Below are 26471 nucleotides of genomic sequence, written 5' to 3' on the forward strand. Positions count from 1 at the left end.
TCAAACCCCTGTTCATATTATACCCTGGCGCAATGACCAGGTTTTTACGCCGTAAAGCGCCTGCCAATTCTTCAGCCATAAGTGGTATTCGGCGCCCTTCAAGTAGTGATTTTCTGTGCAATCCACATTCCACTGTCTTAGCACATAGCCTGCAGTAGCCGCACGCACATTCATCTTTAGCACCCCATCTTGCATCGCGTAATCCATCTCAATGGTTTCAGGATGAAGGAGAGTTGGATGCGCCACCAAACTAATTTCAACGATACGGTTCCACTGGATGTCGGCCTCACTTGATTCATGCTCTTTAGGGCAATCAGGGACGATGACAGGATCTGGTATTCGCGTGACCACATAATCGATGAAAGCCTGCCTGCTGCGATCGAAGCCGCCTACATGCCAGCGCAGACCATTATCAACCAAAACAAAGGGGACAATTTCACGGTCGCTTAAACCGGACTGAACAGACCGATATTGAACCTTCACCACTTTTTTATGGTAAATGGCTCTGGTGAGGACTACGAGGACAGATAATAATGAACGATTGAGCTCTGCCGGTGTTTCACAGCGAACCATAGGTTTATGGCTACCGATGAAATCCTCGCCAAAACATTGTGACAGTGCCGCAAGCACTTGCTGTGGTGAGTATTCAAATAGAGGTATAAAAAACCGTGATTTGACGTACGTCTTTATTTTTGTGTCGTAGTCCAGATTGGTTGGCGCGAGCTCCTTGTATAAAGTGATGCCGCGCGTGGCAGCGGCCTCACCGATTCCAAAGCGAGCAACCAAATCACCTCGTCCAACCCCACCTAAAAAGTAGGTGCGAAAGTCAATATGCGACAAGCGCTCTTTTTGCGCCTGACTGATGTCCGATAACTCCACACTGCTCCGCCCCAACAATCAAGTCAAAAACCATTTTGCACCAATTTGAATCCGCATGGTAATACTTTATCCCACGTCAACTTTGATATGACAACCTCATCACTTTAATCTGTATATTATTCCATTTGAGCCTTCCGAGCACAGGCGCTAGAACGGTTAGCCTGACTGGTGTATGTAGAGAGTAGTTACGTGAGGGCCAAGTAACGGATGGAGTATGTCGACTGGAAGGATCCCAAGACGGCGTTACGGTACATTGATGCAGATGACCCGTTTATAAGTCAAGAGAAGGAAAATGGGCTGCCGCCACCTATCAATGAAATCGACTAAACGAGTTTTGATGACTTCTACAGATTAACCCTCAGGTCAGTGTTCTAGCGCCCAACGCGCCCTATTTCCAACACGTCACCGTATCGGATATATTATAGCTATGACCTCCTCATGGTAATTCTAAAAAGCCATCTGAAATGAACGTCTTGCAGCTCAAGCAGGGAAAGAATAAAATCATCGAATGAAAAAGCGCCTCACCTACATACTTATCCTTTCGCTGATGTTGTTTACTACATCGGGCTGGGGCAGCGTATTACAGGCCGCCTATTGTGATCCAACAACGTCCGTTACGGCTGAACACATGGCGCCGAACATGCAAGCCAGCGATATGCAGGCTGATTGCGATTCGCCAGCAAACTGTTGTTGTGTGGATAGCAATAATAGCTGTGAAAACATCGATTGTGGCATTGGCGGACTAACGGCAAGTTTTCTACCACCCCTCCCTATCGCTGCACTTGAAAAAAAACCAACGATGCAGACAATCACCCTCCCGCCGCCACCCAATCCAGCGTTTCAGCGCGTACTGCTCAGACCCCCAAAATTTTCATAATTTACTAGTAGGCACCGGATAACGGTGCGTGGCTTGGCCTATTTATAGCGCCAAGCAAAAGGTATTTTATGAGGATTGATTATGTTCGCCCAATATTGGTGGTGTATCGCCGCCCTGTCCCGACGTTTTGTTGTTGCGGTCGGCGCCGTGTTGTCCCTGATTTTTGCCCAAGCACTGTATGCAGCTGAGGAATACACCCACTCGGTAACGCTTTCATCGTCATGGGGGTCAGTAATGTCTGCCCAAGCGCTCGTTGACGAAGCGCTGCGTGCCAACCCTGGAATAACTGCCCTTGAAGCTGCGATTCAGGGGGCTGAAGCACGAATTGTTCAGTCTACTGCCTTGCCCGATCCACAACTCTTTACTGCGGTTGCCCCCGACACCATTGGCGGTTACAACTCGCCGAACGGGCGCGGTAGCAATGTTCGAATGGAATTAACGCAAACGCTCCCATGGCCGGGAAAGCTTCGTTTGCGCGGCGACGCTGCGACTAAAACAGCGGAGGCGGAGCGTGGTAATCTCGCGCTGCGGCGGCTAGAGCTACGTACAGTGGCGCTCAGCTACTATGCGCAGTGGAACTACATTCATCAGGCCATTACCATTAATGAGCGCAATAGCACCTTAGTTGATGAACTTCGTCGCGTGGCAGAAGCGCGTTACGCCGCGGGGATAACCAATCAACCAGACGTGCTGCTCGCAGAGGTAGAGCTTCAGCATATTCGTCACCGAAGTGTTCAATTGCGACGGCAAATGGCGACCCTGCGTGCGCAAATAAACACCTTGCTCAATCGCAGTACAACCGCCGACATTGCGCTTTCAAACGCTCTCCCCCCGCCAACGGCAATCCCTGATTTCGATACGCTTCGGCTTATCGCCCTGAGTCAGCACCCAGGTCTAGCAGCTGCCAAGCAACAAATAGCAGCAAGTCGCGACAGGGAAAAACTGGCCGATAAAGATTTCTATCCAGATTTTAAATTATTCACTGGCTATAACAGCCTTTGGGATGAAACGGCCAAACGCTGGGTAGTCGGTATTGGTATTAACTTACCACTAGGGCGGGATAAATATCGCGCGGCTAGGGATGAGTCCCGGGCGAACACCGTTGGCCGGCAATCTGAATTAGATGAGCTGCGCTCGCAGGTGCTGGGAGATTTAGAAGAAGCCCGTGTCCTCGTCAACGAAGCACTGCATACCATAGCCCTCTATGAGCACGATTTATTACCGAGAACAGCCGAGAATCTTAGCGCGACGCGGGCTGCCTATGGCGCAGGCGGCGGCCGTTTTAGTGAATTGATAAGCGCCGAGCAAGTTCATCTTGATGCCGAATTGAGCTTAGAGCGTGCTCGCGCTGATTACCTAATTGCAAAAGCCGCACTTGAGAACGCGCTCGGCGGACCGTTGGCCTTACCCAAAACTAGCCAGCATCACGCCAACATGGCGACGAGTCAAAATAGCGCTACCGCAAAAATCAAACCAAATACCACCTCGGAGCACGCCCAATGAAACAGCGATTGCTTGTCAGTATCATTATTATTTTAGCCGTGATTTTAAGCTATTTTAGCTATGTCTATCGTTCATCTACCAATGCCTTCACTCAGCAAATGAGTGATGCAAAGGAATATCGCACGGACGATTATCGCATCGCCATTGCATTCGAAGATGGCGTTCCCGCAGTGGGTAACAACACGGCCATTTTGCAATTGCGAGACGCCAAGGGAAATGCTGTTTCGGAGGCTAAAATTCGCGGGCAGGCAGAGATGGCCGCAATGGGCAGCATGCCATCAATGCGGGCTCCCGTGATATTTAATGAGATTTCCCCAGGCTTTTACACTGCCGAATTCGACCTCGCTATGCGCGGTGAATGGCCATTAAAATTACAGATCAGCAAAGACAATACGTCAGCCGATCTCAGTTTTGATATGGCGACTGGACGCTCAAGCCTCACAATCAGTGGCGGCGGAGTATCAATGGCTAGTGAAATGCCCGTCAACGACAACCAAGCCACATTTCCCTCTACGCCAGGTGTCGACCTTAGTTCAAATAAGCAAGGTTTCTATACCGTTGGCAAATACCTTATCAAAGTGGCGTTATTAGAAAATGCCAAACTCCGCCAAGGTGATAATCCGCTGATCATTACTGTGCAGGACAGCCAGAATAATGCGCTGAACAATATTGATATTCGCCTGCTAGTCACGCAGTCGATGACAAACCCCGGTGCCGAGGACACTCCAGCGCAAGACAATGCCGCCCTTGTGACGTTACTGCCAAGTACGGATGGCCGTTACCGCGGCACTATTGTCCTGCCACAAGCAGGGGATTACGACTTTGCTATCGACGTATCCAGTGAATTACTGGGCCACGGTGATTTAATTCTGACCGGTCAAACTGGCAGCAGTGAGTTACATGCTGCAACAGCAACACCTGCGGGAATTTCGCATTACACCTGTTCAATGCACACCTCAGTTCGCGCGGCCGCCCCGGGATCTTGCCCTATCTGCGGCATGGATTTAGTGCCGGTCAGCAAACAACAAACGCAGTCTGGAGTCATTAGTATTGATGCTCGCAGACGACAATTAATCGGCGTAAAAACGGCGACAGCAGAATATCGAGAGCTCAGTAAATCGATCACGGCTGTGGGACGTATTGCCTACGACCAACACAGTGCTAGCGAAATAAATTTGAAATTCGATACCTGGATTGGTGAGTTAAAAGCGGATTTTATTGGTGCCCGTGTCGAGCGTGGCCAAGTACTGTTTACGGTTTACAGTCCAGAACTGCTATCAGCACAACAAGAATATTTAGAAACTCGAGGTCGATTAGCAAGTCGTGGATCAGACGACAGCTTGCTAAAGGCCGCCCGCTCCCGCTTAAGTCTATGGAATATTTCAAGTGCTGACATACGCGCACTAGAACAGCGCGGTAGGCCAATCGAGTTTCTGCCAATTTACGCCGAGAAAAATGGCGTCGTGGTGAATAAATCCATCGTGAGTGGCAGTTATGCAAAAGCGGGCAGTACGCTGCTGCAATTGGCTGATCTCTCGACTGTTTGGGTTGAGGCGGAGGTCTATGAAGCGGATTTGTCGTTACTGGAAAAGGGGATGTCTGCGACTGTTAACATGCGAAACCTCAGTGAGCGAGAGTACCCCGCAAAAATCGATTACATTTACCCAAGCGTCAACCCCCTCACCCGCACCACTCGCATTCGTTTAGTTCTCGACAACAGCGATGGCGAGCTCAGGCCGGATATGTACGCTCAGGTTCACTTCAACAAGGAATTAGGTAAACGCCTTTGGGTACCCGAAGAGGGAGTCATGATTGCGGGAGAAACTCGTGTTGTCTTTGTGGATTTAGGTAGCGAGGGGAAAATAAAACCCGTTTTAGTCAACACTGGCCAAAGAACAAAAGGCTGGATAGAAATTACAGAGGGCTTATCCGGCGGTGAACAGGTAATCACGTCTGGTAATTTCTTAATTGCCGCCGAAGCGAAACTGAAAACGGGGATTGCGCAATGGTAAACCCCCAAAGTAAGCATCCGCAGGGTTTTCTTGCGTCGCTAATTAGCTTTTGTGCCCGTAACTGGCTACTCACAATACTGCTGTGTGTGGGAGCATCACTCTGGGGTTGGCGCTCTCTCATGGCCGCGCCGCTCGACGCCATTCCCGATATGTCAGACACCCAAGTCATTGTTTTTACCGACTGGCCGGGGCGCAGTCCCGATTTAATGGAAGATCAAATCACCTACCCGTTAAGCACTACCCTACTCGCAGCACCTGAAGTGAAATTTGTGCGTGGCCAAAGCTTTATGGGGCTGTCGTTTGTCTACGTCATCTTTGAAGATGGCACCGATATTTATTGGGCGCGTTCGCGCGTATTGGAGTACCTCAATAGTGCCAGTGCCGATTTGCCAGACGGCGTTACCCCGACCTTAGGGCCGGATGCGACTGGGGTTGGCTGGGTCTATCAATATGCCCTTAGTGACAAAACGGGGAACACTAGCCTCTCGGAATTGCGCAGTCTGCAAGACTTCAATTTACGCTATGCGTTGGAGGCAGTACAAGGTGTTGCGGAAGTGGCATCCGTTGGCGGATATGAAAAAGAATATCAGGTTAATATCGACCCTGACCGTTTGGCCGCCTATAACATTCCGCTACAAAACGTCGCCGCTGCACTACGACGCTCAAATAATGATGTGGGTGGCAGGGTTCTGGAGATTTCAGGCCACGAACATTTTATTCGCGGTAGAGGCTACATCACCTCAACGGCAGATCTAGAAGGCGTCGTTCTTAGCACTACCGGCGATGGTATTCCTGTAAAGGTGTCTGACATTGCGACCGTGTCACTAGGACCCGCAATGCAGCGCGGCAGTGCCGAGCTTAATGGCGAAGGCTTAGCCGTCGGCGGCATCGTGGTCATGCGCTTTGGCGAAAATGCCTTAGACGTCATAAATCGAGTTAAAGCTCGCTTGGATGAGGTTAAGACATCTTTGCCTGATGGAGTTGAAATTATCCCCGTGTATGACCGCTCCGGCCTGATTGAACGGTCTATCGATACCTTAAGCCGAACCCTGAGTGAAGAGATCCTCATAGTCTCGCTCGTTATTATTGTATTTTTGCTGCATCTGCGTTCGGCGCTAGTCGCTATCATCACCCTGCCTATCGCCATATTATTAGCGTTTATTCCTATGTATTACCAAGGATTAACTGCCAATATCATGTCACTCGGCGGAATTGCGGTTGCCATTGGCGCGATGGTCGATGCGGCGATCGCCATTGTAGAAAACATACACCGCCGTCTCGCGCTGTGGCGAGAGCAAACTGATAGCTCGCAGAACCGCACAGACGTCATTATTGCCGCGATGCAAGAAGTGGGGCCATCCATTTTCTTCGCATTATTAATTATTGCCGTGTCATTTTTGCCGGTGTTTGCCCTTGAAGGCAGTGAAGGACGGCTTTTTAAACCCTTGGCTTACACCAAAACCTACTCCATGTTTTTTGCAGCCCTGCTGTCCGTTACTCTGATACCCGCTCTAGCAGTTTTACTTATTCGCGGGCGTATTCGCGGCGAACACAGTTGGTTAAATCGCAGTTTGATTGCGCTATATGCGCCCGTGGTACGCTGGGTGGTAGATAGGCGCTGGCTGGTAGTGGGTGTCAGTGTTCTTGTGCTGCTGTCCGCGATCATCCCCTTCCGTGGACTTGGCAGTGAATTTATGCCGCCATTGAATGAGGGTAGTATTTTGTATATGCCCACAGCCCTACCCGGAATGTCGATCAGTGAAGCTCAAAAGACGCTCCACACAATGAACCGGGAACTAATGACCTTCCCGGAAGTAAAAACGGTGTTTGGAAAAGTGGGGCGTTCAACGAGTGCTACTGACTCCGCACCACTATCGATGATTGAAACCAATATCACCCTCAAGCCGAAAAGCGAATGGCGCGAAGGAATGGATTGGGATAGCTTAATCGCCGAGATGGATCAAAAGCTACGCTTCCCCGGCATGCCCAATATTTGGTGGATGCCCATTCAGACACGCACACAAATGCTCGCTACCGGGATTCGCTCGGCATTGGGCATAAAAGTGTTTGGACCGGATCTAGCGACAATTGAAAGCACCGCAACCGCGATCGAGCGTGCACTTCAAAGTGATAGCCGCACCACCGACCTTACGCGCAGCGCATTTGCCGAGCGCACCACAGGCGGCTACTTCTTAGACTTTGATATTGACCGAGACGCTGCGTCGAGGTACGGATTAAATGTTGCTGATATTCAAGATGTTATTGAGATGGCCATCGGCGGTACGGTAGTCTCCCAGACAGTTGAAGGACGTGAGCGATACAATATTTTAATGCGTTATAACCGTGACTATCGCGACTCGATAACTGCCTTAGAGCGTACTTACATCACTACCAGCCATGGCAGCCAAATCCCGATAAGCCAAGTTGCGACGCTACAATATCTCAAGGGTCCACCAATGATCCGCAACGAAGACGGCCAGTTAGTTGGCTTTGTTTTTGTCGACGTTGCCGACAATATCGGTATTCCGGACTACGTCGCGCTAGCCAAAAAAGTTGTTGCTGAAAAAGTCGACATTCCCTCTGGTTATCGTCTCGCCTGGGCTGGGCAGTTCGAAAATTATGAGCGTGCAAAATCGCGCTTAGAAATTTTAGTGCCGGTGACCCTAGGGCTGATTTTTATGATGCTGTACTTTCACCGGAAATCGCTAATCGAAACACTGATTGTCATGCTTGCACTGCCCTTTTCTCTGGTTGGTAGCTTGTGGTTTTTGTGGATGCTCGAGTACAAGATATCAGTAGCCGTGGCCGTGGGCATGATTGCCGTGGCCGGTTTAGCGGTCGAGCTTGGTCTACTGATGATGCTTTACTTAGACATATCTTGGCGACAACGTCGCGATGACGGTCAACTCAACTCCTTTAATGACCTTACTGAGGCAGTAGTCGACGGTGCAGCCAAGCGGCTACGCCCCAAACTAATGACCGGGCTCGCATTACTCATGGGCTTAGTACCGATCATGCTCAGTAATGGTAGTGGCGCTGATCTAATGAAACGGGTCGCCGCACCGATGCTGGGCGGGGTTGCGACCTCGCTCATTATGGTTTTAGTGGTGTTTCCGGCATTGTTCGTGATCTGGAAGCAACGCTCTAAAAATGTAGCACCGGCAATCAAATCCTCATAAAACTACTGCTTAGCGATGGCCGGGTAGCTAAGGCTACCCGGCATTATTATAAATTCGCAGCAAGTCTCCCTCCGAAATATCGCGTCGTATTACAATGGAGCCTAGGTGAATCTCAATTTACAGTCGGCGAGCGTAATTGAATTGGGGGGAGTTTCAAATTTTCAGGTTTGCTGATCCATTAGAATTTTTCTGGAAAAGGCGCATGCTAGCGTTTAGATATATTAAGGCTCACATCTCCTTAACGACTTTATATTAGATGGCAAAGCGAAATAGTTGATCCAAGATAGTCCCTGAGGACTCGAGAAAATGCATCAAAATCAATTATTATCACAGCCTTGGCTAGGGTCGGCGGCCATAACTGCAGGCATGGGGGTATTTCTTGGCGCCTCGGGCGATAACAAACCTCACCGGCATTGGGCTCATCAAATCGCTATTGGTCTAGAAGGACCAGTAGCGCTGCTATCTGACAAAACACGATATTTCGAACGCGGGCTATGGATACCTGCAGGTACCGCTCATCAACTAGAAATCGCACATGTATTATGCATCTATATCGACCCAACACATGATTTTTGTAAAACACTGCTACCGCAGATAGCCGTAGAGGAATGGTCTATATCCTTGCTGAATGAAGAAATTTCATCCGCGTATGTAACGTGCTTTGCCAAAGTAAAAAACCTCCACAGAGCGTTGATTAGCTTCGACAAACAATGTCGCTGTCAATTCAGTGACACTCCAGACGAGCGATTGGATGTCATTTTGGCAGCACTTAAAGATGATATTAGTAGCGGCAACAATACTACGCAGAAAACCTTATCGAGTTTGGTACATCTCTCACCCAGCAGGTTCTCTCATTGGTTTACAGAGCAAACAGGCATGCCATTACGCAGTTACAGGAAGTGGCTTAAACTGCTGGTCGGATTTGAACTATCGCGGCGAATGCCTCTCATCGATGCAGCACTTTTATCTGGTTTTTCTGATCAGGCCCACTTCTGCCGTGCGGTAACACAGGCCTTCGGCGTTAGCGCTACAACCATTAAGCAACTGCTGCTACAAAAATAGCTTTTTCGTTCAATGTGCCTCCATTAAAAAATGACAAACTAAGCACTCTGTAGCCTTGGAAGTTTTTGCATATGAAAAGCACATTGGAAATGTTTGTCAAAGTCCTGTACTTGCCTTTCTTTCTGATCGTAGGAAATGGCATCGCTATTTATATGGCAGAACAAGATTATTCAAAATTAGCCTTGGCGGCATGGGTCGGCTTACTCATCGCGGTGTCGTTCTTAATTGAACAATGGATGCCATTCAGTCCCGAATTCAACAAGCCTCAAGCAGACTCGGGGCGTGATGTTATTCATGCTTTAGTCAATGAATCACTGAGTATTGTCGGCGTACTAAGTATCCCAATCATTGCTAGTTTTATCCCATTTAATTCAATTTGGCCCTCCTACGCACCGCTGTGGTTGCAAGTGTTGTTGGCGGTGATCATCGCCGATATAGGCATTACACTGGCACATTACGCCAGTCATAGGTACAGCGCGCTGTGGCAGCTACATGCAGTACATCATAGTGTGAAACGTATGTATGGGTTTAACGGTCTTATGAAACACCCCTTCCATCAAACCATTGAAACCCTTGCAGGTACTGCCCCACTACTCTTGATGGGCGCTCCACAAGAAGTCTTACTGCTGCTGGTTGTTGCGGTGGTTATTCAGCTGTTACTGCAACATTCCAATGTTGCCTATTTCGCAGGGCCGCTCAGATCTGTTCTAGCTATCAATCAAGTTCATCGCTTCCACCACCTGAATACGGCAAAAGAAGGCGATGTCAACTTCGGTCTATTCACAACGTTAACGGATCATCTCTTAGGCACTGCGTACTATGACAAAGAGAGAGTTATCCGTTCAGAAGATCTGGGCATCGGAACCGCGCCGGATTATCCCGTAGCTTATATTCCACAAATGCTAGCACCGTTCAAGCGCCTTCACTGAACCGCCGTCCCGCAGTAATTATCTCACGGCATTGCTAAATATATAGCTACTAACCCTTATTACAGTACCAAGCATCTGCGGACTTTTCAGATGCAGGTTATTACTCGGGAGTTATTATCGGAGGCTGATATTAAAAATCGTACTGGATGCCAACTAGTGTGGTGCGCGGTCGATTTGGACGGGCGCCGTCAGGATTACGTGAGACTATTCGCTGCTGGTCAAAGATGTTTTCAGTTTTCAGAAATACTTCAACATCCTGCGAGAGTTGGTAACGACTGATGAAGTCCATCACGAATAGTTCTTCAGTCTCTTCATAAGAGTCACCAGTCCGATTACAGCCAGCAACAGAACACATTTCATCAATGTATTTGGCTACGATGTAATTATTCCAACCGCTTTGGTGCTCGAAGCCCGCACGCAAACTAAAAACCCGGCCAGGAACATCTTTTCGCTTGTCACCTGATTCAAAGCCAGAAACGGCGTTGTCTTTGGTGATTTCGGCCTTGGTGTAGGTGAATGCAGCGTCCAGTGGAATCTGAAAAGCACCGATTGCAGCTTCTGCGCTTACTTGTAGTTCAAGACCTGACACCGCCGACTCGCCAAGGGCGAAAGAACCAGAAGTATCACCATTGCTGCATGGCGCAGCCACTGAGCAGTTTTCAGTGGTATCGGTAATGTCACTGTAAAATGCTATTGTTTCGACAAATATATGGTCGTTATTAAAGCGAACACCCGCCTCCCAGTTTTTACTTTCCTCCGGATCTTGTGATACTTTGGCACCACCACCTAGCGGCGAAAAACCCTTGTGAACACCGGCTAGCAATTGTATTTGGTCGTTCACGTCGAAGCTAAATGATACCCCGGGCAACCAAATAGCCGTGTCGTTTTGGCGATTTTTATCAGTGGCAAACGTGGTGCGAGCGGTATCAGAATATTCTAGCCTGCTACTTTCAATATCTTCGTATCGCAGGGCCAAATTAATATTTAACGCGTCGCTTACTTGCCAGGAATCGGTTAACCAAAAACTAAGGGCGTCGGCTTCTTCCTCTCGGTTGTTACTACCCGAAACGTGTCCAGTATCACTGCTGCGAGATTGGAATACTAAGTCACCGTTTGATTCTTGCTTGTAGGTGTCTACTACTTGAAAACGATCCATTTCGTCGTGGTGACGCCTTAACCCTACAGCGAACTGATGAGCGCCCGCTTCGATATCAAAATTAAGCTGAACACCTTCCGAAATATACTTCCGATTGTTGTTCGTATAGTTCAGACCATCTTTTTCTGCGCTACCATCTAATATGGCTTGCTCAAGCGCTCCGCCCTCATTAGCAGCTCGAACGATATCTCCGCCGCCACTTAACTTAAACCAATTCCTAGCAAAGTCATTTCTATATACCGTTGCGGTGGACGTCACGGTATCAGACCACTTAAAAACGTGGCTTAGGTTGAGCGCTTGATGATCATTATCCATTTCATCAATACTGCTTAAGCCATACCGTCGATTAGGATCTTCATTGAAGTCCTTATCACTTAGTCCAAGATAGGTCTCGTTGGAAATTTCATCCGAAGATTGTAATTTCAACAAGACACTCTGACGCTCACCGCTCCAACCGAGCTTAAACACATAATCAGAAATATCATATCCTGGGTTCTGACTACTGCGGTCGATATCCTTAAAGCCCTCTCCATTACGCTGAACGGTTTCGAGCAAAAAGCGCCAATCGCCTGTCTGGCCACCAAAATAGGCATGTATATCTGAAGAACCGCGTTGATCGACGGTGACTAACACTGATCCACTCATTTCCTCAGGGATCGGTGTAGATAACATATTTACAATGCCCCCAGTTGTTTGGGGCCCGTGACGTAACAAGGGGGCGCCCTTCAGTACTTCAAACAGCGACATACGAAGCGCCGTTGGGAAATAATAGGCTTCTGGGTTTGAATACGGCGCAGGCGCTATCAGCACACCGTCTTCCATCAAGGTAATTTTACCACTGCGCTCACTGGTCGCACCGCGAATGCCAATATTTGGACGAAGACCTAAGCCGTCTTCTTCAAGGATATAAATACCGGGAACAGTTTTAAGTGCTTGGTTAATATCTGTGGTGACTTCTGTTCGCAGCTGTTCTGAGCTTATAACAGCACCTGAGCCAGGTAGACTTCGTGCTCCTTCAACACTGCCAATGACAAGCATTTTTTCTATACTAGCGATATCTGCGAATGCCGGAACTACGGGCGACAACACGATACACGTATACAATAGCGACTTCTTCACACCCAACCCCATTCTGTTAATGTTATTCATTTACGAATCGTAATGATAATGATTATCATAATTCAGATCAATAAGGGGCGCGAGCTTGTGCATCTTTATCTCGGCGAATACAGCGAAACAGGCACGTATGATGAATTTGATCGCAATTGAGGATTAAGCGATTTTAGGGAGGTAAACGAGAATGGCGCCGCTACGGCCCTAAAATGAATTTTGTAGCACTAATGCCTCGGCTTGCGCGTTTTTAGTGGCGGCCTGTAGCTATATGCCGAGCACTCTGGAACAGCCAGGGGGCATATTCCACCACCTCAAACTTCAGTCGTGCGGATCATTAACGGTGCCACTGACTATGCGAATGGTTAGGGCATGACATTCGCTGAAACGCCGACCCGCAGTACTTATCTGTATTATGTGCATCTGTAATATGAACAGTAAAGAAGAGTTATGGGAAGCTACCCATTGTTTTTTTAGGAGCTTCCACACACGGATAATCGACACACTTAGGCGCCAATGCCTGCAGTAACTAGGGGCAATCGAATTGAGAAGCAAGTCGCAACGTCATCGGAAAATGCCTCGATGTAACCGCAATGCGCTTCAATAATCGATTTGGTAATAGCTAACCCTAAACCAGTTCCCTCACTAAGACGCTGACGCGAAGGATCAACGCGATAGAATCGATCAAATATTTTTGGTAGATGCTCTGCGGGGATCTCTAAACCGGGGTTTTCAACACTGAGTTCTACCCATGCATCATCTGTTTTCTTAAGTTTCACGTTAATTGTTTGCCCGGCCGGTGTATATCGCAGTGCATTTGATAGCAGATTAGATATGGCGCGCCTCAACATAGCCCGATCGCCACTTAGCATGGGTGTGCTTCCGTCTAAAGCCAGAACAATCTGTTTCTCCTCTGCCAAAGCCTCAAAAAAGTCAAATAGCTCCCGCACTTCATGCCCTAGATCCAGTTGCTCCCATACTGGCTTACGTAAGCCATGTTCGCTTTGAGCCAACCACAGCATGTCGTTGACCATTTTCGCTAAGCGTTCCTGCTCTTCTAAATTTGAGTATAGTAACTCTTGGTATTCCTCCAAGCTTCTGGCCCGATTAAGCGCCACTTGAGTTTGGGTAATAGAATTTGTTAAGGGTGTGCGCAGTTCGTGGGCGATATCAGCAGAAAAGTGCGAAAGTCGAGTAAAGCTGTCTTCCAAACGACCGATCATGTAATTGAATGAGTCAACAAGCCCTCGCAGCTCACCCGGTACAATATTTGGGTCTATTCGCACATGCAGGCTATCGGCTTGGACATCGCGCATAGTGTCGCTTAAGCCGCGCAGCGGCGCATGCCCCTGATGTACGCCAAACCAAGCGGCCAACAACGTGACGACGCCAGCTAAAGTCATAATAAGCCACAGGCTGCGCCTAAAATTATCGAGAAAGAGGATATGGAAGTTCATATCCATGGCCGCGACAATACGATAATTACGTCCACTAATTAGAGTTTGGGTAATGGCACCTCGGTAAGCATTTCCCCCTGCGCCCCAGCTATGTAAATTAGCTGCTAAAATACGGGAGACGGGCGTATAGAGAGTCACTGGCGTGAGCAGTTCGTCATCACTCGGCCCGTAGATGAGTTGTCCGTCTGGGCTCCAAACTTGGAAATATACGCCATGATGTCCTGAAACCGCGTGGGATAGCACTTCAGGTAGCCGCGGGATGTCGTCTGCGCCTGCCCGTAACGCCCGTTCCACGGCCTGAGTAATAACAATGAGCTCATCGGCATCCTGCTCAGCAAAGTGACGTTTTACGGCTTGTTGAACAAGGTGTGCAGTCATCAGTAGGCTTAGGCCGATGGCAAGGGCAACGAAGACCATCACTCTTGTTGTTAGCGATAACGGGCGACGCTTAACTCGACTAAGCCACTTCATTATCGTCTTCGATCTCCAGTTTGTAGCCCATGCCACGCACAGTGTGAATCAACTTTGCTGGGAAATCGTCGTCGATTTTGGCACGCAGACGGCGAATCGCAACGTCAATAACGTTTGTATCGGAATCAAAATTCATATCCCAAACTTGGGAGGCTATCAGGGATCGTGGTAATACCTCGCCCTCTCTACGCGCTAAAAGCTCCAACAGGCAGAATTCCTTGTGGCTAAGACTAATTTTTTTACCTCCACGGCTAGCGCGGCGGCGCGGAAGATCTAAGGTGAGGTCTGCAACAGTAATTTGATCTGAAAGCACAGGCGCTACACTTCTGCGCAGCAAGGTACGAACTCTAGCTAGTAGCTCAGCAAAGGCAAATGGCTTAACCAAATAATCATCTGCGCCAAGCTCAAGCCCTTTAACCCGGTCTTCTACGCTATCTCGGGCGGTAAGAAAAAGTACTGGAGTTTGCCGACCAGCTTCCCGAAGGGACTGCATAATTCGCCAGCCATCAACATCGGGTAACATGACATCTAACACCATCAGGTCAAAAACTTCCGTCATTGCAAGATGGTGGCCATCGAGGCCGTTACGCGCCAGCGTGACCATAAATCCTGCCTCAGAAAGCCCCTGGCGCAAGTAATCGCCGGTCTTGAGTTCATCTTCCACTACCAATATCCGCAAAATTGCGTCGCTCCGTCGTTTGGCTTAAGTCAGTTTGATAAACATTATGGATGAGGCCTTCCAACACAAAGATGACTTAAAGATTACAGATTTGTAATCTTTAAGTCATGCGAGTGACAGGTGTAGGTCTCTAGTATTACGAACACAAATCACTGAATGTATGAGGTAGTTGCCCGTGAGCCAATGGCTTCCCCAACAAAAAAGATCTTTGCAACCAAACCGCCGTCGCTTTGTGCAAGGCCTTGCGGCTGGCGGCGTACTGGCGGCAACACCCACTTGGTTACAGGCAGCAATGAGCAGCAAAGTGGCACAGGGGCAAACGCCTGTTCTAAGTGGGCGTGAAATCAATCTTGTTATAGCCGAAAGTCCCGTCAACTTTACCGGCGTGACACGTATGGCAACAACGATCAACGGTTCCATACCCGCTCCTTTGCGTCTGCGCGAAGGCGATGAAGTGACGATTCGCGTCACCAATCACCTAGCAGTTGCCACCTCCATCCACTGGCATGGCATTCTTCTACCCTACCAAATGGATGGCGTGCCTGGCATCAGTTTCAAAGGCATAGCGCCGGGCGAGACCTTTACGTATCGATTTACCCTACAGCAAAGCGGTACCTACTGGTATCACAGCCATTCCGGTTTTCAAGAAATGACGGGGATGTATGGCGCACTAATCATTGAGCCTAGAGCAGGCGAAAGACACCGTTCTGACCAGGATTATGTGGTGCAACTTTCAGATTGGACTGACGAAGATCCTATGCGCGCTTTCAGTAAATTGAAAATGCAGAGCGATGTCTACAATTTCAATCAGCCCACCTTCTTTGACTTTAGCGAAGATGTTTCAAAGGTCGGTTTACAGGGCGCACTGGAAAAGCGTCAGATGTGGAACCAGATGCGCATGAATCCCACCGACTTAAACGATCTATCGGCGGCCACGCTGACCTTCCTCATGAACGGTACAGCGCCTAATGGTAATTGGACGGGACTGTTCCAAAGAGGGCAACGCATACGCCTGCGCTTTATTAATGCGGCAAGCAATAGCTTTTATGATGTGCGTATTCCCGGCTTAAAATTGACGGTCATTCAGGCCGACGGCCAAGATGTCGAACCGGTTTCCGTCGATGAATTTCGCTTTGGCCCCGGCGAAACCTACGATGTATTGGTTGAACCTGCAGACGATGCGTACACCATCTTTGCCCAGAGTATGGATCGCACCGGTTATACCCGAGGCACATTAGCATTGCAGCAAGGTCTATCTGCGCCAGTCCCTGCGCTTGATCCGGCAGAGTGGCTGACGATGTCAGATATGATGGGTGCAATGGGCAGCATGGCCGGCATGAATCATGATTCCATGAAAGGTATGGAAGGAATGAATCATGGCTCGATGAAGGGCATGCAGGGAATGGGCAGCATGGACGGTATGAAGGGCATGGCAGGAATGAAGGGTATGGATCATTCCGCCATGAATCACCAGCCAAAGAATCCTTTGGCCAAGCCCTCTAGCACTGTCAACCACGCCAGTAGTGAATACGGCGCGTCTGTCGATATGCGAGTGGATACACCGCGCACCAATCTTGATGATCCAGGTATCGGTTTACGTAACAACGGCCGACGAGTATTGACCCTAGCCGACCTGAAATCAATTAACGGGCTGCTGGATGATCGTCGCACACCAACCAAGGAACTTGAACTACACCTCACTGGCAATATGGAGCGCTACAGCTGGTCATTCGACGGTTTGGAGTTTGGTAAAAGCACACCGGTGTCGTTGAAACACGGTGAGCGCGTTAGAGTTATTCTGCAAAATGACACCATGATGACGCATCCAATGCATTTACACGGCATGTGGAGTGAACTCGAAACCGACCAGGGAGAGTTGCGAGTTCGGCGCCACACCATTCCCGTTCAGCCATCGCAACGCATCAGCTTTTTAACAACCCCCAATGACCTTGGTCGCTGGGCGTGGCATTGCCACCTATTATTTCATATGGATGCGGGGATGTTCCGCGAAGTGGTGGTGTCATGAGCAATATGAAACATATCGTCGGCTTCGCGGTGATTAGCGCAGCGTTTAATGCCTCGACCTCATGGGCGCAAATGGATCATGGCGAAATGCAAATGCAAGGTGGTAGTGCACCAGATAACGCTCGCGATCCACATACCTATTCAGATGGCTACACGCTTACAGACGGCCCATATGCCCAACAAGGCCCGAGGCAACTAAAGCTGGCTGATGAACATGCGTTCCTTTCTGTATTAGGCGACCGCCTTGAATACAGCGAGGATAGTGGCGATACGACCTTCGACCTTTTAGCTCGGTATGGTACTACTTACGATAGTCTCGTTGTAAAAGCTGAAGGTGATACTAAGGGTAGTCAATTGGAAGAAAGTCAGACAGATCTACTCTGGAGTCACGCTATCAGCGTCTTCTTTGATACTCAGCTGGGTGTGCGGCTGGATCAGTACAAAGAAGGTAGCGATCGCCAATGGCTCGCTGCGGGCATCCAAGGTTTAGCGCCGTATTGGTTTGAGCTAGACGCTACCGCTTATCTCGGTGACGATGGACGTACGGCGCTTACCTTCGAAGCGGAATACGAGCTATTACTAACCCAAAAGTTAGTATTACAGCCTCGAGCCGAGCTTAACCTTTACGGTAAAGATGACCCGAGTAATGGCCTTGGCAGCGGTCTATCAGATCTATCTATAGGCTTGCGACTGCGCTATGAAATCAGCCGTCAATTCGCCCCCTATGTCGGCGTGGAGTGGTCGGACGCATATGGCGGTACCGCTGATTATCGACAAGCTGCAGGACAGGACATTAACGATACGCAATTAGTAGCAGGCCTGCGGTTCTGGTTTTAATTAAATTATCGATTGCTCATATTCCCAACTCAAAGATTAAGGATTATTCCAATGCGCTCAAAATTTATAACAATGTCAATTGCAATCTCTACGCTGGCTTTTACTTTATCAGCCCAGGCTCATGATCCCAAAGAACACATGAAAAACGCAGAAAAGCCAGATTGCGCGGCCATGGAAAATATGGATCACAGCAAAATGGATATGAACGACCCTGTTATGCAAGCCATGATGAAACAGTGCATGGGCGACATGGAAGGCATGGAAGGTATGAGTGGTAGTGAAGCGCCTCAAGGCGATAAACCGGCGCAACACGGAAATGAAAGTAGCACGGAACAGACTGGCGATAATCACTGATATAACTATTTCGAGTCACCCAGCAAGACTTCATTAACTCTTTAGACGATTTGGAAATATTATGGCCGCAAACAAATTTCTACGCTGTGGTAAATGTTTGATGATTACCGCCGTTGTCGCGATGTTGGGCGGTCTAGCATTTCTTTACTCTGGTCTCTACCCGATGGGAGCTGATGTGCCGCACAATGGCCTAACATATTGGGGGCTCGAAACGATGCGGGAACGCTCCATTTCCCGAGCGGCAAGTACGATTGAGGTTCCCAATGATCTAGCCTCATCAGAGCGACTGCTAAAAGGTGCTGCTGACTACAATGCGATGTGCGCGAGCTGCCACCTGAAACCTGGTAAAAACCAAAGCGACTTTACTTTGGGCCTCTACCCTGCCCCACCCAATCTCGCACAGAAGGGTGATGATCATGGCCATGATGGCGGCCACGATGACAACACCTATGCTTTACAACGCCAATTCTGGATTATTAAACACGGTATCAAAGCATCGGGCATGCCATCGTGGGCACCTGGGCATGACGATGAACGAATATGGAATATGGTGTCATTTTTACAACGATTACCTGAACTAAGTACTAGACAGTACCAAGTTCTCACCGCACGTAGTGACAGTACTAAAGAGCGAGTGCATTGACTCATACCTGCACCATCATTGTCGATTCAAGAAATTACTATCATTATTGCGCGGTGTACAAAGTAACCCACAACCAGCAAAAGCAAACCCGATATATAACTTTGCCAAAAGCCAAGATGAAGCCGATCAGCCAGTAAAAACGGTAGGAAGAATAAATATGAAATCGGCACGCCAAAAAGAATACTTTTGGCAAAGGTGATGCTGGCCTGCGGGTCTTTGTGTTCTATGTACGAAAATAACAAAGCCAAAATAGAAACCAGTGGTAGCGCGACAATAAAGCCAGCCAACACCGGTTTCTTATCCGATAGCCACGACGCATAACCAATAACCGCTGCTGCAAGAATCAGCTTAGCGGCAAATATATAGGCTGTCATAAGCTCACCTTTAGTTCACACCTTCGAACTTACCGCTGATGTTCGCATCAAATACTTCGCCTTCGGCGGACATCAGGACATAAAGTGCCCGCTCATCGCTAGGGTTAACAACCTTTACGATAAAGTAGCCGGGCCCACTCTGGTAAACCGACGCTGATTCAGCGTCTACTTTCGACCAACTCTCAGGAACCTTGCCAAAGCCAAGCTGAGGGTCGACGCCGGCAAAGCCTTGGGTGATTTCCGTTGCTATCACTAAAGCCTTTTGTTCAGTAATTGGCGCATGGCCACCGCCATGCGCCAATAGATTTGAGCTTAAAAACAAACTTGCTAACAAACATAAAGCAATTCGGAGTTTCATATTTTCACCTTTCTTTAGTGGCTGTGATAAGCACCATCACCGTGCTCATGGGGTGCTTCGTTCTGCAGCGAAGGCTGAGGAGTAATCATACGCCGGGGATAGTGCTCCAGGATATTTGATTTCGCTTCCACAGCCATGTCTTCATGGATATGCGAGTGGTCATCGGTATTGATCGGGAAATTATCGGCAAGCACTGTGTGCTGGTAGCCATGCAATTGATGCAGGAACAGCAAGCCACCAACGATGACCAATAATGTATTTGCCATTACATTAAAGCGCTTGAATGAGGCTGTTTTGCGCCACCCTGCCAGCAACAATAACATTGCGGTAAGCGCTGCGATTTGACCTAATTCGACACCGACATTGAAAGCCAGTATTTTCATCACGATACTGCCGTCCCCCATCGGCAATTCCTGCAACCGAGTCGACAGACCAAAACCGTGAATCAGGCCAAAGCCAAACACCATCCACATTAGATTAGGCGACGCTACGCCCAGATAACGTTTGAAGCCGTCGAGATTCTCGAAGCCCTTGTAGCAAACGGTGAGTGCAATCACCGCATCAATCAAAAAGTAATTTGCCTGTACTGAGTAAAGCGTGGCAAACACGAGCGTTATCGAGTGACCCAAGGTAAACGCCGTGATGAACTTTACAATATCGGCAAAGCGGCTGAGAAAGAAGATGACACCAAACAAGAAGAGTAAGTGGTCATAGCCGGTAAGCATATGGCCTGCACCCAACAATATATAGTCTGGCAAACCCGCTTCAATTGCGCGCTGCTTATCTGCCTCAGACATGCCATGGGCGAGCACATTTAAACTGCTGAACATCAATACCGCTACGGCAGTAATCAGCGCGTAAAAACGAGTTGTAAACACTATTTTTTTAACTTTATGTTTTTTCACATTATGCTCCTTTATCGGCGCGGTGCAGCATCCGGTACAAGGACGGCAGCACAAATAAGGTAAGCAGTGTTGACGACAAAATACCGCCAATCACCACGGTAGCAAGGGGACGCTGTACTTCTGAGCCTATCCCCGTGTTTAAAGCCATGGGTACAAAGCCCAAGGACGCGACCAGCGCCGTGGTAATGACCGGCCTTAAGCGTGTCAGCGCGCCTTCGATAATCGCCGGCTCTAACCCCAGGCCATCGCGACGCAGCTCGCGAATAAATGACACCATCACTAAGCCGTTCAGTATTGCGATACCGGACAAAGCAATAAACCCCACAGCCGCAGAGATGGAAAAGGGTATATCTCTGAATACCAGTGCCAAAATGCCACCGGTCAGTGCAAGCGGCACACCGCTAAATATAATCATCGCGTCTTTTAATGAGCCAAGAGCCAGTAATAAGAGACCGATAATCATGAGTAGTGTCACAGGTACAACGACGGCCAGTCGCTGCGATGCGGATTGCAAAGTCTGATAGGTACCACCGTATTCCACCCAATAGCCTGCTGGCAGTGTTACTTGCGATTCGATCGTTGCCTTTACGTCGCTAACGAAGCTACCAAGATCGCGGCCACGAACGTTCGCCGTCACCACCACTCGGCGTTTACCATTCTCGCGGTTGACCTGGTTCAGCCCCGTCGTCAGCCCAATATCCACCAACTCTTTCAGCGGCACATAGCCTCCACCAGATATTTGAATGGGAAGTGAGCCCAACTGTTCAATATCATTGCGTCGGTCTTCCGGCAGCCGCACAACAATCTCGGCGCGGCGATCACCCTCGTAGAAAAACCCCGCGCCCTGGCCGCCCATTGCCGTGGCAACTTGTTCTTGCAGGGTATTCAGCTCAACACCATATTGGCCTAGGGAAGACTGTTTAGGCTTAAGCGTCAACATGGATAAACCCGTGGTCTGCTCCATCTGGACATCGACAATGTCATCCACTGCGCCGATGACATTTTGAATTTCTCCACCAAGTGTTTCGAGCTGTGATAAATCATCACCGAAGATTTTAATCGCTAGCTCGGCGCGCACGCCCGACAAGAGCTCGTTAAAGCGCATCTGGATCGGCTGAAGAAATTCATAGCGATTGCCCGGCACGGGTTCGACCAAAGCTGCGAGTTCTTCCACAACTTGGTTCTTAGTCTTGCTCGGATCTGGCCACTGATCGCGCGGTTTTAGAATGATGAAGTTGTCTGCCACACTCGGGGGAACCGCATCAGTTGCGACATCGGCGGTGCCGATCTTGGCAAATACGCGCTCTACTTCAGGCATGGTCTGGATAGTGGCTTCCAAGGTTTCCTGTAATGCCACCGCCTGACTTAGCGAGGTGCCCGGAATCCTGAGCGCGTGCATAGCGATATCGCCCTCATCAAGATTTGGCACAAACTCGCTGCCCAAACGACTTGCCAAGCCAGCACATACAACCAGTAATACCAGCGCAGCTACAACCACAGCGCCACGCATAGCGATGGCTTTGCGCAACAGTCGACCGTAAAGATCCTTTGTTGCATCAAATGCGCGATTCTCTTTTTCGACTACCGGCCCCTTAAACAGCATGGCAATTGCCGCTGGGACAAAGGTGATGGACAGTAGCATTGCGGCACTCAGGGCTATGACTACCGTCATGGCCATGGGGTGGAACATTTTGCCTTCTACACCAGTTAAGGAGAAGATCGGCAAATATACCGCCGTAATGATAAACACCCCAAACAGTGCGGGTCGTATCACCTCTTTGGTGGCGCTATACACTACATCTAAGCGCTCATTCAACGACAAGGTCTGCTTGTCGCTGGCAAGGCCTAAACGGCGTAAACAGTTCTCCACAATGATAATGGCGCCGTCTACGAGTAAACCGAAATCCAATGCACCCAAGCTCATTAAGTTAGCACTAACACCGCTACGTACCATGCCGGTAATGGTCATTAACATCGCGACAGGAATAACCGCCGCCGTCAGTATCGCCGCGCGCACATTACCCAGTAGTAAGAACAGAATAACAATAACCAGCAAAGCACCTTCGAGCAGATTGGTCGTTACGGTCTTCAGGGTTTTATCCACGAGGCCGGTGCGGTCGTATACCGCCGTCGCGGTAATGCCTTCTGGCAGGCTCGACTTAATTTCTTCAAGTCGTTCACCCACAGCTTTGGCAACGGTACGGCTGTTTTCGCCAACGAGCATAAATACCGTGCTCATAACGACCTCGCGGCCATTCTGGGTGGCGGCACCGGTACGCAGCTCCTTGCCATCGCCCACGGTCGCCACATCAGCAACACGCAGAGGCTGACCATCCACCGTTTTAATGACGATCTTGCTAATATCGGCAAGCGTTTCGGCTTGTCCTGGAATACGTAGCAGCCATTGCGCGCCTTTTTGCTCAACAAAGCCTGCACCACGGTTTTGATTATTGTCGGCAACCGCATCGATCAGTTCTTGTTGAGAGACACCATAGGCGAGCATTTTTTCGGCTTGCAGGCCAATTAACACTTCCCGCTTGTAGCCGCCAATGGGGTTAACCTCAACCACACCGGGCACGCGCAATAGCTGGGGGCGAATAATCCAGTCGTGCGCTGAGCGTAAATCCGTTGGCGTAATTAGCTTGCCATCAGCATCAGTCGCACCGGGCTCAGCGTCCACGGTGAACATGAAAATTTCCCCCAGACCCGTCGCTATCGGCCCAAGTTCAGGCTCCAGCCCGATTGGCAATTTGGCCCGCACGTTGCCGAGCCGTTCGTTCACCAGCTGACGTGCGAAGTAAATATCGGTGTCATCGCCAAAGATGACCGTGACTTGGGAAAGCCCGTAGCGAGAAACAGATCGGGTGTACTGCAGCTCGGGCAGGCCTGCCATCGCGGTTTCTATGGCATAGGTGACGCGTTGCTCTACCTCCAGTGGCGTGTAGCCCGGTGCTTCAGTATTGATTATGACCTGAACATTGGTGATATCGGGAACGGCATCAATCGGCAGTCGGTTGAAATTCCATAAACCCAAACCGCAAAGCGCAAGCACAGCGGCCATCACCACACCGCGCCGCGCTAGGGAAAATTGTATAATTGCATCAAGCATGGGACGTCCTTTAGTGGTCGTGTGAAGCGCCGGATTTTTCGATATCGGCCTTGATGATGTAGCTATTCTCGGTAACGTATTCGGTTCCCAGCTTTAGTCCACCTAGGACTTCAATCCAGTCGCCCGCCTCGCGACCGAGTTCCAACATGCGCACTTCGTATTGATCGCCGACTTTGGCGTAGACCACGGTGAAATCCCGAAAGCCTTGCAGTGCTTGGCGCTTTACCGCGAGGGGTACTTCATAGCGAGCCACTTCCACATTGCCGCGTACAAAGCTCCCCACTGGCAGCGCAAGATTACTGGTGTCAACGCTAACGCGTATATCAGCAGATTGATCCGCATTGAGCAGCGGTGAAATCCACTGCACGACACCTTCGCCAATTTCTTCCATCGCATCGTTGAGCAGCTGCACGCTGTTGTTTAGCGCAATTCGACGCAGGTCGTCAGGGTAGGCTTTAAGTAGAACCACTTGGCGGGAGCGATCGACAATACTCACCAGCGTACGGCCAGCAGTCGCTTCGCCGATATTGACCGGCAGCGCCGCAATTTCACCTGCAATATCAGCGCGCAACACATAGGATTTCAGGCTTTCGTTACTCTCGATGCTCATCAACGGAGTGCCCGCTTTCACCTGCTGACCCAAGCTTACGTGAATGGCTTTAATCACACCGTCGAAACGGGCGCTTAGCTGCGTTAAAGCATTGGTATCGGCTACCAGTCGACCGAACAGCGGCAAGCGTTCGACGAGCAGTTGCGAACCCGCAGCGTCAGTGCTAATACCCATCGCTTCAGCAACGTCGGCATTAATCCGAGTTCGCCCTTCAAAATTATCGTACTGCCACTGATAGTGCTTACCACCATAAGAAGCGTTAAGCGTAACTAGAAAGGAATGAGGTTCGACTATTTCCATATCACCGCGCAAAAAATCTTCTTGCGGCTTGAAATTGATTTGGTCGTCGCCGTCACCGAGGCGCCCCAAAGTAACGCTTACCTTGACGTTCTCTGGAGGCAAGGCCTCGCCACCTTGACTTGCCCAAACACGAAACTCTGGCGGTACGCCGGTCTCGAAGATTGCCAATTCAATCGCGAAGTCATCCTCGCGCAACATGCGCCCCCGGTGCGGGCCTTTTTCAGGTTCAATTTCCTGCACTTCGGCGCCAACGGCGAGTGCAGCGCTACTTAAACTCATTAATAGCGCGACAAGCATACTGACGATTAACGATCGTTTTACTGAATTACTCATGGATTTACCTCATCGTTGCCTAACAGAGGCAAACCGGTTAGACGTTCAATTTCGACGCGTGTGAGCTGTGCTTTAAACTGGCTATCTAATAAATGACTTCGTGTCGCGAGCAACTCCTGCTGCACTCCGTGCCAATCTTGGTAGCTGTACCGGCCAAGCTGGTATGCGTTTCGAGCTTCTTTCTGGGCTTGTTCAAGCGTTGGGATAATGTGCTCAAGCAGTGCACCAACCACATGCTGCGCGTGCTGAAACTCTTGCAGCAAAACGTACAAGCGCGCTTCCAGTACTATTTGCACCGCTTCAGCATCAGCACGATAAGCATCACGCTCCGCAGCTAAAGCGGCTACACGTCCACGATTACGCTGTTCGCCCCCTAAGGGGACGGTAAAGCCAGCCACTAAGGCGTAGTCGTCGGTATTTTCAAAACGCCGTACGCCGGTTGAAAACTGCCATCTTGATTGTGCTTCCGTTTTCGCTAAGGCTATTTCGGATTGCGCTACGCGCTCTTGGCTGAGTAGTTTTTGTACGCGGGGATGATTGCTTAAACGCTGCGCTAGCGCCTCGTAGTTCAGTTTTTCGGTGGCAATGGCAAGGGAGCCGGAAGCAGTTTCAAAATCGGGTTCGCGGGCATTCCACTGGGTCGCCAACATCCGCTTAGCGCCGCGAATTTCATGATCGAGATCTTCTAGCGCGATATCTGCCCGCGCTAGCTCAGCCTCGGCACGAAGTTTGTCAGCAAGCAGCGATTTGCCTGCATCCATGCGTTTCGATAGTTCTTTAACCACTAAGTCCGCTTGCGCTCTTGCGGCTTCAGCGAGTTCCTTACGCTGCTGATAAACGACTACGGTGAGAAATTGACGGGCAGTCTCGGCGGCCACATCCAGTTTCTTTATTGCTTGATCATCGCTAATCACCTGCTTTTGCACGTCAGCGCTATGTCCGCGCTGCTGCAGTAAGTCACCCTCTAAAACCCAACTAATACTGAGCGTCGACTGAAGGTTGTCGGCGCCACTGTAGTCACCTGACCCAAATCCATCTTCAACACTTAAACCAAGCTGTGGGCGACTGCCGACCCGTGCCTGCTGCGCCATTCCAGCGGCAGCAGCGCGACGGTAGCTAAAGGCTTGCAGCTCTGGGTGTTTAGCAAAGCTTCGCTGAATGGCCTGGTTTAATGTTAAGGATTTCTCGGCCACAGAGGCCGTCGACATAGCCAGCAATAACGGAATTAGAATAAGCGTTTTATGCCAAAAAAACCGATTATGGATCGGTTTTTTTGGCATTCGAAACGGACTAAAAGCATGCATAAATA

20 protein-coding genes are annotated in these 26471 nt (G+C 49.5%); 10 read left to right on the forward strand and 10 right to left on the reverse strand.

Annotated features, from left to right (window positions below):
• Positions 1 to 12 precede the first annotated feature (12 nt).
• Complete coding sequence (locus GVJ32_RS00060; protein ID WP_235034980.1) at positions 13 to 879, reverse strand: WYL domain-containing protein; 867 nt, start codon at positions 877 to 879, stop codon at positions 13 to 15.
• Between the two features lie 508 nt (positions 880 to 1387).
• Between GVJ32_RS00060 and GVJ32_RS00065 the strand changes: the two genes are divergently transcribed.
• The 6 genes from GVJ32_RS00065 (at position 1388) to GVJ32_RS00090 (ending at position 10441) form a co-directional block, all read left to right on the forward strand.
• Positions 1388 to 1756 (forward strand): hypothetical protein, encoded by a 369-nt coding sequence (locus GVJ32_RS00065; RefSeq protein WP_159237992.1) that lies wholly within the window; start codon positions 1388 to 1390, stop codon positions 1754 to 1756.
• Between the two features lie 81 nt (positions 1757 to 1837).
• Entirely contained in the window at positions 1838 to 3259 is a 1422-nt protein-coding gene (locus GVJ32_RS00070) for a TolC family protein (RefSeq protein ID WP_159237994.1), read from the forward strand.
• Positions 3256 to 5271, forward strand: coding sequence for an efflux RND transporter periplasmic adaptor subunit (locus GVJ32_RS00075; protein WP_159237996.1), 2016 nt, complete (start codon positions 3256 to 3258; stop codon positions 5269 to 5271). Before GVJ32_RS00070 ends, GVJ32_RS00075 begins: the two co-directional genes overlap by 4 nt.
• Positions 5265 to 8450 carry an efflux RND transporter permease subunit gene (locus GVJ32_RS00080; RefSeq protein WP_159237998.1) on the forward strand — a complete coding sequence of 1062 codons (3186 nt, stop codon included), beginning with the start codon at positions 5265 to 5267 and terminating at the stop codon, positions 8448 to 8450. The genes GVJ32_RS00075 and GVJ32_RS00080 overlap by 7 nt, the downstream gene beginning before the upstream one ends.
• Positions 8451 to 8756: 306 nt before the next feature.
• Entirely contained in the window at positions 8757 to 9512 is a 756-nt protein-coding gene (locus GVJ32_RS00085) for a helix-turn-helix domain-containing protein (protein ID WP_159238000.1), read from the forward strand.
• Positions 9513 to 9583: 71 nt separating this feature from the next.
• A complete protein-coding gene (locus tag GVJ32_RS00090) occupies positions 9584 to 10441 on the forward strand; it encodes a sterol desaturase family protein (RefSeq protein WP_159238002.1) in 858 nt (285 codons plus the stop codon).
• A 130-nt stretch (positions 10442 to 10571) separates the two neighbouring features.
• On the opposite strand, the gene GVJ32_RS00095 is transcribed toward GVJ32_RS00090, so the two are convergent.
• From GVJ32_RS00095 to GVJ32_RS00105, 3 genes are all read right to left on the reverse strand, one after another.
• A complete protein-coding gene (locus GVJ32_RS00095) occupies positions 10572 to 12746 on the reverse strand; it encodes a TonB-dependent receptor family protein (RefSeq protein ID WP_235034982.1) in 2175 nt (724 codons plus the stop codon).
• A 467-nt stretch (positions 12747 to 13213) separates the two neighbouring features.
• Positions 13214 to 14635, reverse strand: coding sequence for a heavy metal sensor histidine kinase (locus tag GVJ32_RS00100; RefSeq protein ID WP_159238004.1), 1422 nt, complete (start codon positions 14633 to 14635; stop codon positions 13214 to 13216).
• Entirely contained in the window at positions 14622 to 15314 is a 693-nt protein-coding gene (locus GVJ32_RS00105) for a heavy metal response regulator transcription factor (protein ID WP_008250303.1), read from the reverse strand. Before GVJ32_RS00105 ends, GVJ32_RS00100 begins: the two co-directional genes overlap by 14 nt.
• Before the next feature lie 175 nt (positions 15315 to 15489).
• Here GVJ32_RS00105 and GVJ32_RS00110 point away from each other — a divergent pair, with 175 nt between their 5' ends.
• The 4 genes from GVJ32_RS00110 to GVJ32_RS00125 all read left to right on the forward strand — a co-directional run bounded on the left by GVJ32_RS00110 (position 15490) and on the right by GVJ32_RS00125 (position 19173).
• Positions 15490 to 17340, forward strand: coding sequence for a copper resistance system multicopper oxidase (locus tag GVJ32_RS00110; protein WP_159238007.1), 1851 nt, complete (start codon positions 15490 to 15492; stop codon positions 17338 to 17340).
• Positions 17337 to 18176 (forward strand): copper resistance protein B, encoded by an 840-nt coding sequence (locus tag GVJ32_RS00115; RefSeq protein ID WP_159238009.1) that lies wholly within the window; start codon positions 17337 to 17339, stop codon positions 18174 to 18176. Before GVJ32_RS00110 ends, GVJ32_RS00115 begins: the two co-directional genes overlap by 4 nt.
• A 51-nt stretch (positions 18177 to 18227) precedes the next feature.
• A complete protein-coding gene (locus GVJ32_RS00120) occupies positions 18228 to 18530 on the forward strand; it encodes a hypothetical protein (protein ID WP_200841292.1) in 303 nt (100 codons plus the stop codon).
• 61 nt (positions 18531 to 18591) lie between these two features.
• Positions 18592 to 19173 (forward strand): c-type cytochrome, encoded by a 582-nt coding sequence (locus tag GVJ32_RS00125; protein WP_200841293.1) that lies wholly within the window; start codon positions 18592 to 18594, stop codon positions 19171 to 19173.
• Between the two features lie 26 nt (positions 19174 to 19199).
• Here the strand turns inward: GVJ32_RS00125 and GVJ32_RS00130 are convergent, their stop codons facing one another.
• Genes GVJ32_RS00130 through GVJ32_RS00155 form a run of 6 tightly spaced genes read right to left on the reverse strand, consistent with a single transcriptional unit; the run spans position 19200 to position 26466 of the window.
• Positions 19200 to 19547: a hypothetical protein gene (locus tag GVJ32_RS00130; RefSeq protein ID WP_159238010.1), complete on the reverse strand. Its 348-nt coding sequence runs from the start codon at positions 19545 to 19547 to the stop codon at positions 19200 to 19202.
• A gap of 10 nt (positions 19548 to 19557) precedes the next feature.
• On the reverse strand, positions 19558 to 19905 hold the full coding sequence (locus GVJ32_RS00135; RefSeq protein WP_159238012.1) for a DUF6488 family protein: 348 nt from the start codon (positions 19903 to 19905) through the stop codon (positions 19558 to 19560).
• 14 nt (positions 19906 to 19919) lie between these two features.
• Complete coding sequence (locus GVJ32_RS00140) at positions 19920 to 20810, reverse strand: HupE/UreJ family protein (protein WP_235034984.1); 891 nt, start codon at positions 20808 to 20810, stop codon at positions 19920 to 19922.
• A 1-nt stretch (position 20811) separates the two neighbouring features.
• Entirely contained in the window at positions 20812 to 23919 is a 3108-nt protein-coding gene (locus tag GVJ32_RS00145; protein WP_159238014.1) for an efflux RND transporter permease subunit, read from the reverse strand.
• Between the two features lie 10 nt (positions 23920 to 23929).
• On the reverse strand, positions 23930 to 25162 hold the full coding sequence (locus GVJ32_RS00150) for an efflux RND transporter periplasmic adaptor subunit (protein WP_159238016.1): 1233 nt from the start codon (positions 25160 to 25162) through the stop codon (positions 23930 to 23932).
• Complete coding sequence (locus GVJ32_RS00155) at positions 25159 to 26466, reverse strand: TolC family protein (protein WP_235034986.1); 1308 nt, start codon at positions 26464 to 26466, stop codon at positions 25159 to 25161. Before GVJ32_RS00155 ends, GVJ32_RS00150 begins: the two co-directional genes overlap by 4 nt.
• Between the last annotated feature and the right edge of the window lie 5 nt (positions 26467 to 26471).

The sequence above is a fragment of the Zhongshania aliphaticivorans genome, from assembly GCF_902705855.1.
Taxonomy (GTDB): Bacteria; Pseudomonadota; Gammaproteobacteria; order Pseudomonadales; family Spongiibacteraceae; genus Spongiibacter; species Spongiibacter aliphaticivorans_B.

What these genes read in the sequence shown, in the direction of transcription:
- GVJ32_RS00120 (WP_200841292.1), top strand. Translation starts at nt 18,228, where the DNA reads ATGCGCTCAAAATTTATAACAATGTCAATTGCAATCTCTACGCTGGCT.
- GVJ32_RS00125 (WP_200841293.1), top strand. Translation starts at nt 18,592, where the DNA reads ATGGCCGCAAACAAATTTCTACGCTGTGGTAAATGTTTGATGATTACC.
- GVJ32_RS00085 (WP_159238000.1), top strand. Translation starts at nt 8,757, where the DNA reads ATGCATCAAAATCAATTATTATCACAGCCTTGGCTAGGGTCGGCGGCC.
- GVJ32_RS00130 (WP_159238010.1), bottom strand. Translation starts at nt 19,547, where the DNA reads ATGACAGCCTATATATTTGCCGCTAAGCTGATTCTTGCAGCAGCGGTT.
- GVJ32_RS00095 (WP_235034982.1), bottom strand. Translation starts at nt 12,746, where the DNA reads ATGAATAACATTAACAGAATGGGGTTGGGTGTGAAGAAGTCGCTATTG.
- GVJ32_RS00065 (WP_159237992.1), top strand. Translation starts at nt 1,388, where the DNA reads ATGAAAAAGCGCCTCACCTACATACTTATCCTTTCGCTGATGTTGTTT.
- GVJ32_RS00100 (WP_159238004.1), bottom strand. Translation starts at nt 14,635, where the DNA reads ATGAAGTGGCTTAGTCGAGTTAAGCGTCGCCCGTTATCGCTAACAACA.
- GVJ32_RS00075 (WP_159237996.1), top strand. Translation starts at nt 3,256, where the DNA reads ATGAAACAGCGATTGCTTGTCAGTATCATTATTATTTTAGCCGTGATT.
- GVJ32_RS00070 (WP_159237994.1), top strand. Translation starts at nt 1,838, where the DNA reads ATGTTCGCCCAATATTGGTGGTGTATCGCCGCCCTGTCCCGACGTTTT.
- GVJ32_RS00135 (WP_159238012.1), bottom strand. Translation starts at nt 19,905, where the DNA reads ATGAAACTCCGAATTGCTTTATGTTTGTTAGCAAGTTTGTTTTTAAGC.
- GVJ32_RS00115 (WP_159238009.1), top strand. Translation starts at nt 17,337, where the DNA reads ATGAGCAATATGAAACATATCGTCGGCTTCGCGGTGATTAGCGCAGCG.
- GVJ32_RS00155 (WP_235034986.1), bottom strand. Translation starts at nt 26,466, where the DNA reads ATGCATGCTTTTAGTCCGTTTCGAATGCCAAAAAAACCGATCCATAAT.
- GVJ32_RS00145 (WP_159238014.1), bottom strand. Translation starts at nt 23,919, where the DNA reads ATGCTTGATGCAATTATACAATTTTCCCTAGCGCGGCGCGGTGTGGTG.
- GVJ32_RS00080 (WP_159237998.1), top strand. Translation starts at nt 5,265, where the DNA reads ATGGTAAACCCCCAAAGTAAGCATCCGCAGGGTTTTCTTGCGTCGCTA.
- GVJ32_RS00150 (WP_159238016.1), bottom strand. Translation starts at nt 25,162, where the DNA reads ATGAGTAATTCAGTAAAACGATCGTTAATCGTCAGTATGCTTGTCGCG.
- GVJ32_RS00090 (WP_159238002.1), top strand. Translation starts at nt 9,584, where the DNA reads ATGAAAAGCACATTGGAAATGTTTGTCAAAGTCCTGTACTTGCCTTTC.